Source organism: Campylobacter sp. CNRCH_2016_0050h, from assembly GCF_025772605.1.
Taxonomy (GTDB): Bacteria; Campylobacterota; Campylobacteria; order Campylobacterales; family Campylobacteraceae; genus Campylobacter_D; species Campylobacter_D lari_D.
Genome location: NZ_JAKMSK010000018.1, coordinates 1 through 16371, shown reverse-complemented (window position 1 = coordinate 16371; position 16371 = coordinate 1). Strand labels below are relative to the sequence as shown.

The following is a 16371-nucleotide window of genomic DNA, read 5'->3' as shown; positions in this document are numbered from 1 at the left end:
GCAAGCTGTTTTAGCTTGCAATTGAAATTAAACATTAAATCTAAAATGCATTACATCGCCATCTTGTACGATATAATCTTTCCCTTCAAGGCGTAGTTTTCCTGCTTCTTTAGCACCACTTTCGCCTTTGCAAGCGATATAATCCTCATAAGAAATTACTTCAGCTTTGATAAAACCTTTTTCAAAGTCATTATGGATCACGCTTGCTGCTTTTGGTGCTTTCCAACCTCTTTGTATAGTCCATGATCTAACTTCTACTTGACCTGCTGTAAAATAGCTAATCAAGTTTAGCTTTGAAAATGCTGTGTGTATAACTACTTCAAGCCCGCTACTTTCTATACCTAAAGATTTTAAAAATTCATAATTTTCTTCATCGCTTAAAGCTATCATTTCTTCTTCTATTTTAGAGCAAAGTTTGATTACTTCATGGCCTGATTTTGCTGCAAATTCTTTAAGATCTTTTACAAATTCATTATCTTCTAAAAGCGAATTCTCATCTACATTGGCTCCATATATCACTTCTTTAGCTGAAAGCAATCTTAGTTCTTTTATAAGAGCATGATAGACTTCATTTTTATTAGCAAAAGAACTTGCACTGTTATTTTGATTTAAATGCTCTAAAAGCTCATTAGCTAAAGCTAAACTTTCTTTTGCGCCTTTTTCATTGGCCTTTGCACCTTTAGTGAGTTTTTCTATTTTTTTGCTAAGTTGTTCTATATCTGCTAATATAAGTTCTGTTTCTATGATTTGCACATCACGCACAGGATCAACACTGCCCGCAACATGGGTGATATTTTCATCATCAAAACAACGCACAATATGTAAAATCATCTCTGTTTCGCGTATGTTAGATAAAAATTTATTACCCAAACCCTCACCTTTGCTAGCTCCTGCTACTAAGCCTGCTATATCAACAAATTCTATATTTGAGCGTATAATTTTTTGTGGATTAACAATTTTTGCTAGTTCTTTTAAGCGATGATCAGGCACAGGTACCACTGCTTTGTTTGGTTCTATGGTGCAAAATGGATAGTTTGCACTTTCAGCATTTTGTGCTCTTGTTAGAGCGTTAAAAGTGGTAGATTTTCCAACATTTGGAAGTCCTACTATACCAACTGATAAACTCATTTTTGTTTCCTTGAAAGATAAAGTAAATATGAAAGGCACATTCTAACACCTGCTCCGGTTGCACCAAAACAGTGATAACCCCAAGCTTTTTCTAAATAAGCTGGTCCTGCAATGTCTAAATGTAGCCATTTGTCTTTGTATTCTTCTCTAATGAAAGAATTTAAAAATAATCCCGCAGTAATGGCCCCGCCATAACGACTTGAAGAGGTATTACTAACATCTGCTATGTTTGATTTTATAAGCTCTTTTAAGTGTGGATTAAAATGTAAAATAGTAGCTAAATCTCCACTTTTTTTACTTATTTTATAAAATTCATTTTGCAAATCTTCATTATTTCCCATGATGGCACTTGTGTATTCTCCAAGTCCTACCACGCAAGCTCCAGTTAAAGTAGCAAGATCTATTAATAAATCAGGTTTTAGATCTTGAGCAAGTGAAAGACAATCTGCTAAAACTAATCTTCCTTCTGCGTCGGTATTTCTAACCTCTATACTCACACCTTCTCTTGAAATAAGCACATCATCAGGTTTATAAGCATTTCCGCCTATCATGTTTTCAGTTGCGCCGATGATAGAATGAACTTCTATATCAAGGTTTAACTCGCTTGCACCTTTGATAATAGCCATTGCAGCCGCACCGCCGCTTTTATCTGATTTCATCGTTAGCATGTAATCAGCAGGTTTTAAACTAAGTCCACCACTATCATAAGTTAGCCCTTTACCTACAAACACTACTTTCATTTTTGGATTTTGTGGTTTATAAGAAAGATGAATGAGTTTTGGAGGATGAATTGAAGCACGATTTACTGCTAAAAATGCTTGCATTTTTTCTTGCTCTAAGAAATTGCTTTCATAAATTTTACATGAAATATTAGAATTATTTTGGCTTAGTTCAAGCGCATCTTCGGCCATTTTAGCAGGAGTGTAAATTTGTGGGATTTCATTAACGATATTTTTTGCAAAATCACAAGCATTTGAAAAAATTTGACCATAGTTTATACCTATGCAAGCTTCTTCTAGGTTGTATGTTTTATTATTAATTTCATCTTTTGCAATGAAGATATTTTCTAATTTGCTTGGTGTTTTTTCTTTTTTGTATTTATTAAATTCATAAGCACCAAAAGTAAATCCTTGAATCATAGCATTAAAGCTATTTACTACACATTTTCCTATGACACTTTTTGTTTTTACGCTTTGAATTTCAAGTTTTTTTAAAGCTTTGTATGCATTTGCAAAAGCAAGCCTTATATCTTCATATTCTAAGCTTTTAAGTTCACTATAAAGAATTTTATTTTGCATATCTATGCAAATTCCTTCACCTTTATAGCTTGAAAGCTTGAAAAGTTCTTGACTTTGAGTGTATTTTTCTATTTTTTTATCTTGTATTAAAATGATTTCAAAATCAGCATTTATAGAGCCGATATTTTCTTCTATAAAATTAAAAGTCATTTGCGAGTCCTTCTTGTAAGTATTGATTTTTCTATTTGTTTCATTCCTAAAAATAAAGCTAATAAAAAGCCAGCAATAATTGGCACTGCAAAATACCAATGATTTCCAGCCCATTCTACTGCAAGCCAAATTTCTTTTCCAAAAAACCATGCAAGTAAAATAGTTATAGCAGCCCAAGCCCACGCACTAATAAGATTAATAAACGCAAATTTTTTAGCACTATAGCGAGTTAATCCTATACTCATAGGTATAATAGTTCTAAAACCATACATATATCTTTGTATGAAGATAATAGGCCAGCCAAAACGCTGTAAAAGTAAATGTGCTATGGCAAATTTACGCCTTTGGGTGCGAAGTTTTTTCTGAATGTATTTTTTGTTATATCTTCCTATATAAAAGTATATTTGATCGCCTACAAAGCCGCCTAAGCCTGCTATAAAGATAATAAGTCCTAAATTTACATGGCCTTCATGTGCAAAAATACCTGCTAAAATAAGTGCAAGTTCTCCTTCAAGTATGCACCATAAAAACACAATAATATAAGCCCAATTTTTATAATCATACAAAAGTTGTTTTAAAAATTCTTCCATTTTATACCTCTAAAACACTATAAACAGAAGTTAATTTAGCTAATTCTTTAGCACCATCTAGATCTTTTAACTCTAGTAAAAAACAAGCTTCAACACATTTTGCATTGAGTTTTTCTATAAGTTTCACAGCAGCGATAGCTGTGCCACCTGTAGCGATAAGATCATCTATAAGTAAAACATTTGCTTTTTGATTATTAAAAGCATCGATATGAATTTCTATAGTATCACTGCCATATTCTAAACTATAAGATTCTTGTAAGCATTTTAAAGGTAATTTGCCAGGTTTTCTTATAGGTACAAAAGGAAGTCTTAATCTAGCGCTCAAGGCAGCTCCAAAAATAAAACCTCTACTTTCTATACCAACGATATAATCAAGCTTTGCGTTTTGATATTTTTCAACTAAATGATCCATTAAAAACGCAAATGCTTCTTTGTTGTTTAATAAAGTAGTAATATCTCTAAAAACAATCCCTTCTTTTGGAAAGTCCTTAATAGCTCTAATACTATCTAGTAAATATTTTTTATCTTGCTCTTTTATCATAATAATGCCTCTATTTTTGCTTCTAATTCTTTGATTCTTTGTCTTAGTTTTTCATTTTCAATACGATATTGTGAATTTCTTGTTCTAAGAGAGGTTAAGTCTGCTTTACTTTTGTTTAATTCTTCAGTTAAAATATCAATATTACCCAAACTTCTTTGAAGTTGTACTTGTAGTTTTCTAATAACAATTTCAGTATCATCAAGGTTGTTTTTTATAAATTCTTTTGCCACTTTTTCTTTATGAAGCAGGGTTTTATAATAAAGTAGCATAATAGTCATATAAATACTAATACAAATTAATACAGTTAATACAAGCCAACTTAAGATCATAATCTTTCCTCTATTTTACTAATTCTTGTGCAATGTCTTCCGCCGCTAAAAGAAGTGTTGATAAAATTTGAGATAATTTCAAAAGCCATATCAACCCCTATTAATCTAGCTCCTAGTGCTAAAACATTTGCATCATTATGTTCTCTTGAAAGTTTAGCACTTAAAGATTCATTACACAAAGCACAGCGTATATTTTTATGACGATTTGCTGCTATACTCATACCAATTCCTGATCCGCATACTAAAATTCCAAAACTTTTTTCATTTATTTTAGAGCTTAATAAATGTGCATAATCAGGATAATCACAACGATCCTCACTAAAAGGACCTAAGTCTTCAAAAGTAATATTTTTTTCTTGTAAAAATTTAGTAATTTCTTGCTTTAAAATAAAACCAGCATGATCACTTGCAATATAAATTTTTTCTCTTAACATTTGACATTCACTTTATCATTTTTGAAATTTAAAGTATTAATTTTATCATATTTAATTAAAATTTTTCTTTCTTATATATAATTATTTTTTATGTTTTCAAATATTTATTTGATATAATAACAATAATTATTTAAGGTAAAAAATGAAGCTTATACTAATTGGTTCTTCAACAGGTGGCCCAAGCCAACTAAAGTTTTTACTAAATGATGTAGAATTGAAAGATTGTGCAGTAGTGATTGCTCAGCATATGAATCCTGCGTTTATTCCTTCTTTTGTAAATCAATTTAACAAAGAAGCATTAAGCGAGGTGATTATACCAAGTGATAAGGAAGTTTTGAAAAATAAAATTTATATTTGTCAAAGAAATATGATTTTAAGTGGCAACAATACCTTAACATTAAATACTACAGATGAAACTAGTAGTTTTAATCCAGGGATTGATGTGCTATTTAATTCTGCTGTTAATCTTTGCAAATATCATAAAATTTTAGCTTTGATTATGACAGGAATGGGCGATGATGGTGCTAAGTCTTTGTTTGAACTTTATAAAGCAGGAGTAAGGTGTTTGTGCGAAAATGAGGCAGATTCTATAGTATATGGTATGCCAAAAAAAGCCAGAGATACTAATCCAAATTTAAAACCTATGAGTTTAATAGAACTCAAAAAAGAAATAACAAATTTCATCAAATCGTAGGACAAAAAAAGATGATAAAGATTACAGAAAATGAAATGAATGATTTTGTAAAAATCGTAGAGCAAATAAGTGGAAATAACTTAAATGCGAAAAAGGATATATTATCTATTAAACTTCCTAAATTTTTACAAGAATTAGGCTTGAGCAGTCTTAGTGAATTAAATGAAAAAGTGCAGTTTCAAAGAAATTTAAAACAAGAAACTATGGATTTTATTACAGTTTGTGAGACTTATTTTTTTAGAGAATTAGAGCAATTAAAAGATGTGATTTTTTATATAAAATCTCTTGATCGCCCTGTAAATGTGCTTTGTGCTCCATGTTCAAGCGGCGAAGAAGTGTATTCTTTAGCTATTTTAGCAAGTGAGAATTTTGTTAAAGGTATGAATATAGTTGGTATAGATATTAATAAAAAAATGATAGATAAATGTAATGAAATGATTTATTCAGAGCGTTCAGTATCTAGATTAAACACTATGCAAAAAACGCGTTATTTTGATGTAAAAGATAGAATGTATCATCTTAAAAAAGAAACCCTAGCTTGCAGATGTCGTTTTGATCTTTGTAATGTCTTTGATGATTCTTTATTTAAATTTGGAAAATTTGATGTGATTTTTTCAAGAAATATGATGATATATTTTGATCAAGATTTTAAAATAAGACTTATGGAGCGTTTTTATAGGATATTGAATAAAGAAGGTAGAATTTACCCAGGAAAGTCAGATCTTGTGCCTGAAACAGCTTATTTTGAAAAAAACTTTTCAGCAGGTGGAGTTTATTATTCTAAGGTGGATTAATTATATTTTTTATTAAACCACCACCAATAAATTGCTGCAAAGATAAAACATACTCCCAAGCCAAAAGTAAAATGACTTAGTTTTATTCCATAAAATTCAAATAAATATCCTGTTGAAAAAGCAATAATTGCACTAAAGGTTAAATATACCATATCATTGTAAGCAATCACTCTGCCATAGTATCTTTTGTCGCAATCATTTTGCAAAAGTGTATAGGTATAGCTCCATAAAGATGAAGTGCAAAAACCAGCCATTACCAAGCCTACAAAAGCAAGATAAAAGTTAAATTGCAAGCAAGCCCAAAGCATTATACCTACACCTTGCGCTAAGTATAAATATACCAAAGTGTTTTTATTAATATAAGGACTAAGCACATAAGGGCCTATAAGTAAAGATATGGCTCTTATGGCATTAGAAAGCCCTATGGCTAGAGGTATGGAAATAACTTTTGCGTATTCATATTCTGCTAAAAGAGTGATTAAAACATCATAAGCAGTTATCCCTACAACCCCATGAAGTAAAATCAAATGAATGATTTTTTTATTATTAAATACATAAACTAAGCCTTCTTTGATTAATATAAAAAGATTATTTTGTGTGGTATTTTTTTCATTAGGTAAAATCAAAGTTTTGAGTATAAGCATAGCACAAAATAGCATTAAAGTATCAGCTATAAAGGCTGGCTTTACTCCAAAAAGATCTATAAAAAGCCCTGCTGCGCCCATACCCAAAGCATATGATACAGCCCATATGATACTATGAAGTTCATTGCCTAGTTTTAATTCTTGCGGGGTTAAAATTTTAGGTAAAACTGACATTTCTGTTTGAAAATACATACTTGCAACCGCCATACGAACAAAGGTTAAAAAGTATAACAACCAAAGCATGGCTAAAGAATTTACAAAAATTAACATAAAAATAGAAATCATTTCAATACTAATCATTGTGAGTAATAAATTTTTAGGTTTAAATCTATCTACTATAACCCCATTTATAGGTGCAAGTATAATAGAAGGTAAAAAAACAAAAATAGCTGAAAAACCTATGATATTAGCAGGTGCACCGAGTTCTTTAGTTAAAAGGGTAAAAACACCTACTTGAGAAAACCACGCACCAAAATAACTTATAAATTGTACTATTGCTAAAAAGCGAAAAGTTTTATTATTTTTAAGTAAAGACCTATAAGTCATGAGTATCCTATGAATATATGAAATTAAAGGGCTTGATTATATCGTCTTTAAGATTATTTTACATTTAAATGTTATAATAATCCTTTTTACAAAAAAGGTTTAAGAATGAGTAGATTAAGTAAAAAAGAAGCGTTAAATTTGCTCCAAAATGCACCTTTATATGAATTAGGTACAATGGCTTATGAGAGAAAATTAGAGCTTCATCCTGAAAAAATAACTACTTTTGTGGTAGATAGAAATATAAATTATACAAATATTTGCTGTATTGATTGTGATTTTTGTGCTTTTTGCAGAAAAGAAAAAGATGATGATTCCTATATTTTAAAATATGAAGAAATAGGGCAAAAAATAGAAGAATTACAAGCTATAGGTGGAACGCAAATTTTATTTCAAGGCGGGGTACATCCAAAACTTAAAATAGAATGGTATGAAGATTTGCTTTCTTATATAAAAACTAATTATCCAACTATTACCGTGCATGGTTTTTCAGCAGTAGAGATAGCTTATATAGCAAGAGTTTCTAAAATTTCTATAGAAGAGGTTTTAAAAAGATTACAAGCTAAAGGACTTTTTTCTATACCTGGAGCGGGTGCTGAAGTATTAAGCGATAGAGTAAGAGATGTTATAGCGCCACATAAATGCGACACGGCTACTTGGCTTAGGGTACATGAGAGTGCGCATAATATAGGTATGAAAAGTACTGCTACAATGATGTTTGGTACGGTTGAAAATGATGAGGAAATCATCGAACATTTTGATCATTTAAGAAATTTGCAAGATAAAACAAATGGCTTTAGAGCTTTTATTTTATGGTCATTTCAAAGTGAAAATACCCCTTTGATCAAAAAACATCCTGAAATCATCAAGCAAAGCTCTAATAGATATTTAAGATTGCTAGCTTTGGCAAGATTATATTTGGATAATTTTAAAAATTTACAAAGTTCATGGGTAACGCAAGGCTCTTTAATAGGCCAACTTGCTTTAAAATTTGGTGCAAATGATTTAGGTTCAACTATGATGGAAGAAAATGTTGTAGCCGCAGCTGGTGCAAAATATAGAATGAATCAAGAACAAATGATAGAACTTATTAAAGATATAGGGGAATTACCTGCCAAACGCGATACGGCTTATAATATTTTAGAAAGGTTTTAATGCTAAATTTAGACTTTAATGAAACTAAAATAGACATAATATATGAGTATGAAAATGAGCTTCCTGTAGTATTTTTTAAGCTCATTTTTAAAAATAGTGGAAAAATAGCAGAAAAACACAATAGAGGTTGTGCAAGTATGCTTGCTAGGCTTTTAAATGAAGGAAGTAATGATGAGTTTTTTAAAAGCTTAGAATACCGTGCTATAGAGCTTTATGCTAAGGCTAGTTTTGAACATTTTCAAATTAGTATTAAATGCTTGAAAGAACATTTTGATTTTGCTTTAGAAAAATTACAAGAATTGTTTTTAAATGTGCGTTTTGAAGAAAAAATCTTACAAAGATTAAAAACTTTAGCTTTGGGTGAACTTGCAAGTTTAAATACTGATTATGATTATCAAGCAAAAAGACTTTTGAATAAGAATGTTTTTAAAGATGAAATTTTTGCTAGTGGTCTTGATGGGACTAAAGAAAGCATAGAAAAGATTAGTTTAAAAGAATTACAAGATTTTATGAGTGAAAATTTAGTACTTGATAATGCTTTATTTGTTTTTGGTGGAGATATTAAAGAAGATGAAGTAAAGATTAAAGTAGAAAAAATTTGCCAAATTCTAAAAAGAAATGCCCCAAATCAAAACAAAAGCTACAAGCTCGTTGATGAGAGTATAGAAGTAAGTGAGCAAAAAAGCACTGAGCAAGCTTATATATATTTTTGCTCTCCATTTAATATACAAATTAATGATGAGAAAATGTATTTAGCTAAACTTGCTTTATTTATTTTGGGTCAAGGTGGTTTTGGTTCGCGTTTGATGGAAGAAGTGCGTGTAAAAAGAGGCTTGGCGTATTCAGCATATGCTATGCTTGATGTAAATTTAAATTATAGTAGAGTTTTTGGGTATTTGCAAACTAAAAATGAAAGTTCTAATGAGGCTAAAGCTTTAGTTAACGAAGTTTTTGGAAACTTTGTCCAAAATGGAGTCAATGAAAAAGAATTTCAACTAGCTAAACAATTTTTAGTAGGCTCTATGCCTTTAAGGTATGAAAACTTGGCTAAAAGACTAGATATAATGCTAAATGAATATTTGCATGGTTTAAAACTTGGAAATTTAAAAGAAGAAATGCAAAAGATTAAAAACACTACTTTAAATGAGTTAAATGACTTCATCAAAGCACATAGTGAAATTACCAAAGTGAGTTTTGCAAGCATAGAAAATGAAAGTTGAAGAAAAGGATTTAAAACTACTTCATGCTTTAGGGGTTAAAAATTGTATCGATTTGGCTTTGATTTTACCTAAAAAATTTGATGATTTTAGAATTTCAAAGTTTCCAAAAGATACATTTTGCACTCAAAATGTAAAAATTATTAGCACACAAAATCATCACTCCCAGCTTTTTATACTTTGTGAATGTTTAGAATGGGGTATAAAAGCAAATATAGTAATTTTTCATCCTAATAAATGGCATTTTAAAATTTTTAAACATAATGCTTTGGTTTGTATCCATGCAAAGATGAATTTTTTTAATGGAATTTGGCAGTTTATAAACCCAAAAATAGTAAAAAACATAGGTCAAATAATCCCTAAATACCAAATTAGCTCTATTAAAAATGAAAGCATCAAAAAGCTTATTTTAAAATATATCAATGAAGCTAATTTAAAAGCGCTAAATTTAGAACAAAAATATATCAATTTACTTTTGAATTTACACAATTATGATGATTTAATTCTTTATAAAAATTTTAATGCCATAGTTAAAGATTTAAAATATATAGAAATTTTTAATCATTTAAGGCGTTTAAAGGGTAAAAAAATATCACAAAATGCTTATGAAATAGAACTTTTTGATATAAGCTCTTGGCTTAAAGGTTTAGAATTTAGCCCTACAAATGATCAGCTTTTAGCAATAGAAGATATTAAAAAAGATTTGCAAAATAAAGTCGCTAAAAGGCGTGTGGTAATGGGTGATGTGGGTTGTGGTAAGACTTTGGTCATACTTGCTGCAAGTTTGCTAGTATATCCTAAAAAGGCTATTTTAATGGCTCCAACTAGTATATTAGCAGAGCAAATTTATCATGAAGCAAAAAGACTTTTGCCTGATTTTGTTAATGTATTGCTTTTAAAGGGTGGTAAAAAAGATAAAGATTTAGCAAAATTAAAAGAACAAGCCCATTTTATCATAGGTACACATGCGCTCATTCATCAAGAAGAATTTGAAGCAGTTTTAGTGATGATAGATGAGCAACATCGCTTTGGCTCTAATCAAAGACAAAAAATAAGTGAGCTTAGTAAAAACTCTCAATATGCTCCACATATCGTGCAATTTTCTGCTACACCTATACCAAGAACACTTTCTATGATACAAAGTGAGCTTGTAAATTTTAGTTTTATCAAACAAATGCCTTTTAAAAAAGACATTAAAACTTTTTGCATACAAGATAAAGATTTTAAATATTTGCTTAAAAAAATCGATGATGAACTAGCTAAAAATCATCAAGTAATCATCATTTATCCTTTGGTAAATGAAAGTGAAAATATAGATTATTTATCGCTAGAACAAGCACAAGGGTATTGGATAAACAAATACAAAAATGTTTATGTGACTCATGGAAAAGATAAAAATAAAGATCAAATTTTGCAAGAATTTAGAGAAAAAGGCACGATTTTACTTTCTACGACCGTGGTTGAAGTGGGAATTTCTTTACCAAGACTAAGCGTGATTGTAGTTGTTGGGGCTGAAAGACTTGGGCTTGCTACCTTACATCAGCTTCGAGGTAGGGTAGGTAGAGTAGGACTTGAGAGTTTTTGTTATTTATATACTAAGCAAAAAGAAATTCCAAGTCGTTTGCTTGAATTTGCTAAAACTTTAGATGGGTTTAAAATAGCTGAGCTTGATTTAAAAAACAGGTTAAGTGGGGATTTGCTAGATGGTAGAGTGCAACATGGAAATCACTTTAAATTTTTTGATTTTGCAGATGATGAAGAACTGGTTTTAAAAGCAAAAGAAAGTATTAAAAATATGGAAGAAAAAAATGGATAAACATTTTGAAATTTTGATTTCAAAGGGCGAAAAGAAGTATTTTAAGAAAGGAAATATTTTATTTTTTCAAGGTGAAAAAGCAAATAAAATTTACATTTTACTAAGTGGAAAAGTGCGTATATATAAGGTGAATGCAAAAGGTTTTGAGCTAACACTACACGCTCTAACTCCAGTAAATTTTATAGCTGAAATGCCTGTGTTTGAGGGTATTGATTACCCAGCCAATGCAATTTGTGAGCAAGATTGTGAAATTTGTGTTTTTGATTTTAATGAATTTAAAAAATTATGCTTAGAAAATGGAGAATTTAGTTTTTTACTTTTGACTTCTTTAATCGGTAAAATTCGAATTTTAGAAAATTTTATCAGACAAAAATCTTTGGATTTAAAGTCAAGATTAGTCGGCTTTTTACTAGAAAATGAAGAAAAGCTACAAAATTTAAAACAAAAAGAAATCGCTGTGATTTTAAATTTACCCCCAGAATCTTTGTCGCGTTTTTTAAAAGAATTAAAACAAAATGAGCTTATTTGCACAAATAAAGGTAAAATAGTAATTTTAAATAAAGAAAAAATGCAAAATTTAATTAAGTCTTTTTAAGTCTTATTTGTTACAATATTATATTTTAAAGTATGGATGGTTTCATGGATTTTGATTTTTTAGTCAAGTTTAGCCCTATGTTTATACAAGCTTCTTGGCTTACATTAAAACTTGCTATTTATGGGGTGTTTTTTTCATTTTTAGTAGGTTTATTTTGTGTGGGAGTGAGTTATTTTAAATTTTCCTTTTTAAACACAATTTGTAAAATTTATATAGAATTTTCAAGAAACACACCTTTGCTAATCCAACTTTTCTTTTTATATTATGCTTTACCTGAATTTGGAATTCAACTTAGCTCTTTTGCTTGTGCTGTGATAGGACTTAGTTTTTTAGGTGGTTCTTATATGGCTGAGAGTTTAAGAGCGGGTATGGAAGCGGTTAAAAAACAACAATACGAATCAGGACTTTCTTTGGGTTTGAGTAAATGGCAAAATTTCCGTTATATTATTATGCCTCAAGCTTTGGGTATAGCTATGCCAAGCATTAGTGCAAATATCATTTTTTTACTTAAAGAAACTTCAGTGGTAAGCATTATTGCTTTAGCAGATTTAGTATATGTGGCTAAAGATCTTATAGGGCTTTATTATAAAAGTAACGAAGCATTATTTGCTTTGGTGCTTTGTTATTTGATCTTGATTTTACCTTTATCTTTAGTGTTAAACCGTATAGAAAAAAGGTTAAATTATGTTTGAAATTTTAAATCAAGATACCTTTTTTAGACTAGCGCAAGGTTTAAAGGTTACTTTAGAGCTTTCATTGATTAGCGTTTTGATTTCACTCATAGGAGGAGTATTTTTTGGAATTTTAATGCATTCTAAAAACAAATTCCTTTATGTTTTTTGTCGTTTTATGCTTGAGTTTGTGCGTATTATGCCTTTGATTGTTTGGCTTTTTATAGTGCATTTTGGCTTGGCGAAATGGTTTGGATGGCATTTGAGTGCTTTGGGTTCAAGTATTATTGTTTTTAGTATTTGGGGTGTATTTGAGATGATGGATTTGGTTAGATCATCTTTAGCAAGTATACCAAAACATCAGTATGAGTCAGGACTTTCACTAGGTTTTAATAAATTCGAAGTTTATCTTTTTATCATTATACCTTTATCTTTGAGAAGATTATTACCAATGAGTATTAATCTTTTTACAAGAATTATTAAAAGCACTTCAGTGATTTATCTAATCGGTGGTATAGAGCTTATTAAAGTAGGTCAACAAGTGATTGAGCTTAATTTATTTCAAAATTCTTATGCGGCTTTTGTGATTTATGGTTTGATTTTATTGATTTATTTTATACTTTGTTATCCTTTGTCAGTATATTCAAAGTTTTTAGAGAAAAAATGGAGCTAATATGAGCATTTTAAAAATACAAAATTTACAAAAATATTATGATGATCATCATGTTTTAAAAGATATTAATTTAGAAGTAAATCAAAAAGAAGTAGTGGTTATACTAGGTCCAAGTGGTTGTGGGAAATCTACACTTTTAAGATGTATTAATGGCTTAGAAGAAATGGCTGATGGAGCTATTTTAGTAGATGATGAGAAAATTGATAAAAATTATAAAAAATGGACTCAAATTCGTCAAAAAATAGGTATGGTGTTTCAATCTTATGAGCTTTTTGATCATTTAAATGTTGAGCAAAATATACTTTTAGGACCTTTAAAGGTGCAAAAAAGAAAAAAAGAAGAGATTTTAGAAGAAGCAAAATACTGGCTTGATAGAGTAGGACTTTTGCATAAAATAAAAGCTTATCCTAAAGAATTAAGCGGTGGACAAAAGCAACGCATAGCCATAGTTAGAAGTCTTTGTATGAACCCTGAAATCATGCTTTTTGATGAAGTTACAGCAGCGCTTGATCCTGAAATCGTGCGTGAAGTTTTAGATGTGATTTTAAATTTGGCAAAAGATGGTATGACTATGCTTATAGTTACACATGAAATGGGTTTTGCAAGAGCAGTTGCTGATAAAATAGTTTTTATGGATGATGGTAAAATAGTAGAAATTTCAAATCCTGATGAATTTTTTGAAAATCCAAAGACAGATCGTGCGAAAAAATTTCTCAATTTGTTTGATTTTCATCGTTAATTTTATTTTTTTAAAATATTTATTTAAAAAAATAATATAAGGTTTAAAAATTTAAATTTTTAATCATAAGGATAAAACATGAAAAAAATTTTTCTTTTATCATTTTTAATGGCACTTTTTTTTAGTGCATGCTCAAATTCAAGCTCTAATGAAAATTCCATAGAGAAAATCAAACAGCAAGGTGTAATCCGCATAGGTGTGTTTGGTGATAAACCTCCATTTGGCTACCTAGATGCACAAGGGAAAAATCAAGGCTATGATGTGTATTTTGCTAAACGCATAGCAAAAGAACTTTTGGGTGATGAGTCAAAAGTGCAATTTGTACTTGTTGAAGCAGCAAATAGAGTAGAATTTTTAGAATCAAATAAAGTAGATTTAATCTTAGCAAATTTTACAAAAACCCCAGAAAGAGAAGCTGTGGTTGATTTTGCATTACCTTATATGAAAGTTGCTCTTGGGGTGGTGGCTCCTAAAGGGTCAGATATTGAAACTTTAGATGATTTAAAAAATAAAACTTTAATTTTAAATAAAGGCACAACAGCTGATGCGTATTTTACAAAAAATATGCCAGATATTAAAACGATTAAATTTGATCAAAATACAGAAACTTTTGCAGCTTTAATTGGTAAAAGAGGTGATGCGTTAAGTCATGATAATGCATTGCTTTTTGCTTGGGCTAAAGAAAATCCAAATTTTGAAGTAGTGATTAAAGAACTTGGAAATCATGATGTTATAGCTCCTGCTGTAAAAAAAGGTGACGAAGCTATGTTAAATTTTATCAATGATTTGATTTTAAAATTACAAAATGAACAATTTTTCCACAAAGCTTATGATGAAACTTTAAAGCCATTTTTTAGCGATGATATAAAAGCTGATGATGTAGTAATCGAAGGTGGCAAAATTTAATAATGCAAAAAGCTTTTAAAAATACCATCTATGCTTCCTTAGGTGGTATTTTGGAATTTTATGATTTTGTTTTATTTATCTTCTTTGCAAGTGTTTTTGCAAAAATTTTCTTTCCTCAAAATGATGATTTTTGGCCATTAATCTATACTTATGTAGCCTTTGGGGCAGGGTATTTAGCCAGACCTTTTGGTGCTGTTGTTTTAGCGCATTTTGCAGATATAAAAGGGCGTAAGAATGTTTTTTATATTAGCATGCTTTTAATGGTTGTACCAAGTTTTGTTTTGGCCTTTTTACCTACTTATGAAAGCATAGGGCTTTTGGCTACTTTTATGCTTTTTGTTATTAGGATAGCCCAAGGATTAGCTATAGGAGCTGAAGTTAGTGGTGCTTGGATTTTTGTGAGTGAATTTGTGAGTAAAAAAAGACTTGGTTTGGCACTTGGTTTTATTTCAGCGACTTTGACTTTAGGTTTATTGCTTGGAAATTTAGCGACTTTGACTATATATGCGTATTTTGATAAAGAAGAAGTAGAAAGCTTTGCTTGGAGAATTCCTTTTTTTATAGGAGGATTTTTTGGTATATTGGCTTTATTTTTACGCACGAAATTGAATGAAACACCAGCTTTTAAAAATATAAAAGCAAAAGAAAAAATTTTAAATTTCCCACTTTTGCAGGCTTTAAAAACACATAAAAAAAGTATGTTAATATGCGCTTTACTTACTGTGGTTTTAACAAGTGGGGTGGCTACTTTAATGATACTGCCACAATATTTTGAAAGCTTATTAGGAGTTAGCAAAACTACTGCTTTGTTATATCAAAATTTGGCCATAGTGATGATCATACTAGGAAGTTTAGCGCAAGGATATTTAGCAGATTTTTTAGGACATTTTAAAATTTGTTTGATTTTCACTTTACTTTTTGGAATTTTTGGCATTAGTTTTAGCTTTTATAATGAGTGGTTTTTGTTATTTTATTTGCTTGCTTGTTTTGCACAAGGTATTATAGCTTTTGCTCCTATTTTTATGACTCAAATTTTTACCACAGAGTTAAGATCGAGCGGTCTTTCTTTTGCTTATAATATTTCTTATGCAATTTTGGGTTTTATAACCCCTTTTATTGTTAATTTTGTATATAAGGAGTATTTTTATATTTATATTATTTTTATAATTATTGCTAGTTTGCTAAGTATATTTTTAGTAAAAAGCTCTTTTAAAAATTTATAACATTTTTTATTTAAACTTCTATTTTTCAATACATTCAAACTTTTATAATATCTTCTTATTATACTAATATTTTATTATTGTTTATAATTAAGCTTAAATTTATAAACATAGTGTTAATATTGCTTTGCTGTTGAAAAGTTGTTTGTAATTTATACTAAAAAAACATAAAGATAATATTGATGCAGTATCTATAAATATATACAAAAAAAGGATTTACATGTTAAGATTTTT

General features: G+C 29.6%; 18 protein-coding genes. 11 read left to right on the top strand and 7 right to left on the bottom strand.

The genetic code is table 11. The features are described 5' to 3' along the window. Positions 1-27 precede the first annotated feature (27 nt). From ychF to rpiB, 6 genes are read right to left on the bottom strand one after another with little or no spacing between them, the layout of a single operon-like run. Complete coding sequence (gene ychF, locus L8X28_RS07755) at positions 28-1128, bottom strand: redox-regulated ATPase YchF (RefSeq protein ID WP_263665996.1); 1101 nt, start codon at positions 1126-1128, stop codon at positions 28-30. Continuing rightward, positions 1125-2576: a leucyl aminopeptidase gene (locus L8X28_RS07750; RefSeq protein WP_263665995.1), complete on the bottom strand. Its 1452-nt coding sequence runs from the start codon at positions 2574-2576 to the stop codon at positions 1125-1127. The genes ychF and L8X28_RS07750 overlap by 4 nt, the downstream gene beginning before the upstream one ends. Then, positions 2573-3166 carry a DedA family protein gene (locus L8X28_RS07745; protein WP_133318967.1) on the bottom strand — a complete coding sequence of 198 codons (594 nt, stop codon included), beginning with the start codon at positions 3164-3166 and terminating at the stop codon, positions 2573-2575. The genes L8X28_RS07750 and L8X28_RS07745 overlap by 4 nt, the downstream gene beginning before the upstream one ends. 1 nt (position 3167) lies before the next feature. Next, entirely contained in the window at positions 3168-3707 is a 540-nt protein-coding gene (gene apt, locus L8X28_RS07740; RefSeq protein WP_412175532.1) for an adenine phosphoribosyltransferase, read from the bottom strand. Next, positions 3704-4036 carry a hypothetical protein gene (locus L8X28_RS07735; protein WP_133318965.1) on the bottom strand — a complete coding sequence of 111 codons (333 nt, stop codon included), beginning with the start codon at positions 4034-4036 and terminating at the stop codon, positions 3704-3706. Before L8X28_RS07735 ends, apt begins: the two co-directional genes overlap by 4 nt. Next, positions 4033-4470 carry a ribose 5-phosphate isomerase B gene (rpiB, locus tag L8X28_RS07730; RefSeq protein WP_263660291.1) on the bottom strand — a complete coding sequence of 146 codons (438 nt, stop codon included), beginning with the start codon at positions 4468-4470 and terminating at the stop codon, positions 4033-4035. The genes L8X28_RS07735 and rpiB overlap by 4 nt, the downstream gene beginning before the upstream one ends. A 142-nt stretch (positions 4471-4612) precedes the next feature. Between rpiB and L8X28_RS07725 the strand changes: the two genes are divergently transcribed. Further along, positions 4613-5164, top strand: a complete 552-nt coding sequence (locus L8X28_RS07725; RefSeq protein WP_133318963.1) for a CheB methylesterase domain-containing protein — start codon at positions 4613-4615, stop codon at positions 5162-5164. Between the two features lie 11 nt (positions 5165-5175). Then, complete coding sequence (locus tag L8X28_RS07720; protein ID WP_133318962.1) at positions 5176-5958, top strand: CheR family methyltransferase; 783 nt, start codon at positions 5176-5178, stop codon at positions 5956-5958. Here L8X28_RS07720 and L8X28_RS07715 read toward each other — a convergent pair. Beyond that, the gene (locus L8X28_RS07715; protein ID WP_263665994.1) at positions 5955-7148 is read right to left on the bottom strand and encodes an MFS transporter; all 1194 of its coding nucleotides are present in this window, start codon (positions 7146-7148) and stop codon (positions 5955-5957) included. The two genes, L8X28_RS07720 and L8X28_RS07715, sit on opposite strands and share 4 nt — an antisense overlap. Positions 7149-7253: 105 nt before the next feature. On the opposite strand from L8X28_RS07715, the gene L8X28_RS07710 reads away from it, so the two are divergent. The 9 genes from L8X28_RS07710 to L8X28_RS07670 all read left to right on the top strand — a co-directional run bounded on the left by L8X28_RS07710 (position 7254) and on the right by L8X28_RS07670 (position 16140). Then, on the top strand, positions 7254-8300 hold the full coding sequence (locus L8X28_RS07710; RefSeq protein WP_263665993.1) for a dehypoxanthine futalosine cyclase: 1047 nt from the start codon (positions 7254-7256) through the stop codon (positions 8298-8300). Then, positions 8300-9520 (top strand): M16 family metallopeptidase, encoded by a 1221-nt coding sequence (locus L8X28_RS07705; RefSeq protein ID WP_263665992.1) that lies wholly within the window; start codon positions 8300-8302, stop codon positions 9518-9520. The genes L8X28_RS07710 and L8X28_RS07705 overlap by 1 nt, the downstream gene beginning before the upstream one ends. Next, complete coding sequence (gene recG, locus L8X28_RS07700) at positions 9510-11333, top strand: ATP-dependent DNA helicase RecG (protein WP_263665991.1); 1824 nt, start codon at positions 9510-9512, stop codon at positions 11331-11333. The genes L8X28_RS07705 and recG overlap by 11 nt, the downstream gene beginning before the upstream one ends. After that, positions 11326-11928, top strand: a complete 603-nt coding sequence (locus tag L8X28_RS07695) for a Crp/Fnr family transcriptional regulator (protein WP_263662412.1) — start codon at positions 11326-11328, stop codon at positions 11926-11928. Before recG ends, L8X28_RS07695 begins: the two co-directional genes overlap by 8 nt. A 44-nt stretch (positions 11929-11972) precedes the next feature. Further along, positions 11973-12620 carry an amino acid ABC transporter permease gene (locus L8X28_RS07690; protein WP_133318956.1) on the top strand — a complete coding sequence of 216 codons (648 nt, stop codon included), beginning with the start codon at positions 11973-11975 and terminating at the stop codon, positions 12618-12620. Next, the gene (locus tag L8X28_RS07685) at positions 12613-13272 is read left to right on the top strand and encodes an amino acid ABC transporter permease (protein WP_133318955.1); all 660 of its coding nucleotides are present in this window, start codon (positions 12613-12615) and stop codon (positions 13270-13272) included. Before L8X28_RS07690 ends, L8X28_RS07685 begins: the two co-directional genes overlap by 8 nt. A gap of 1 nt (position 13273) precedes the next feature. Further along, on the top strand, positions 13274-14011 hold the full coding sequence (locus L8X28_RS07680) for an amino acid ABC transporter ATP-binding protein (protein ID WP_263665990.1): 738 nt from the start codon (positions 13274-13276) through the stop codon (positions 14009-14011). A 108-nt stretch (positions 14012-14119) separates the two neighbouring features. Continuing rightward, complete coding sequence (locus L8X28_RS07675; protein ID WP_375154872.1) at positions 14120-14917, top strand: cysteine ABC transporter substrate-binding protein; 798 nt, start codon at positions 14120-14122, stop codon at positions 14915-14917. 2 nt (positions 14918-14919) lie between these two features. Further along, positions 14920-16140: an MFS transporter gene (locus L8X28_RS07670; RefSeq protein ID WP_220567312.1), complete on the top strand. Its 1221-nt coding sequence runs from the start codon at positions 14920-14922 to the stop codon at positions 16138-16140. Positions 16141-16371 lie beyond the last annotated feature (231 nt).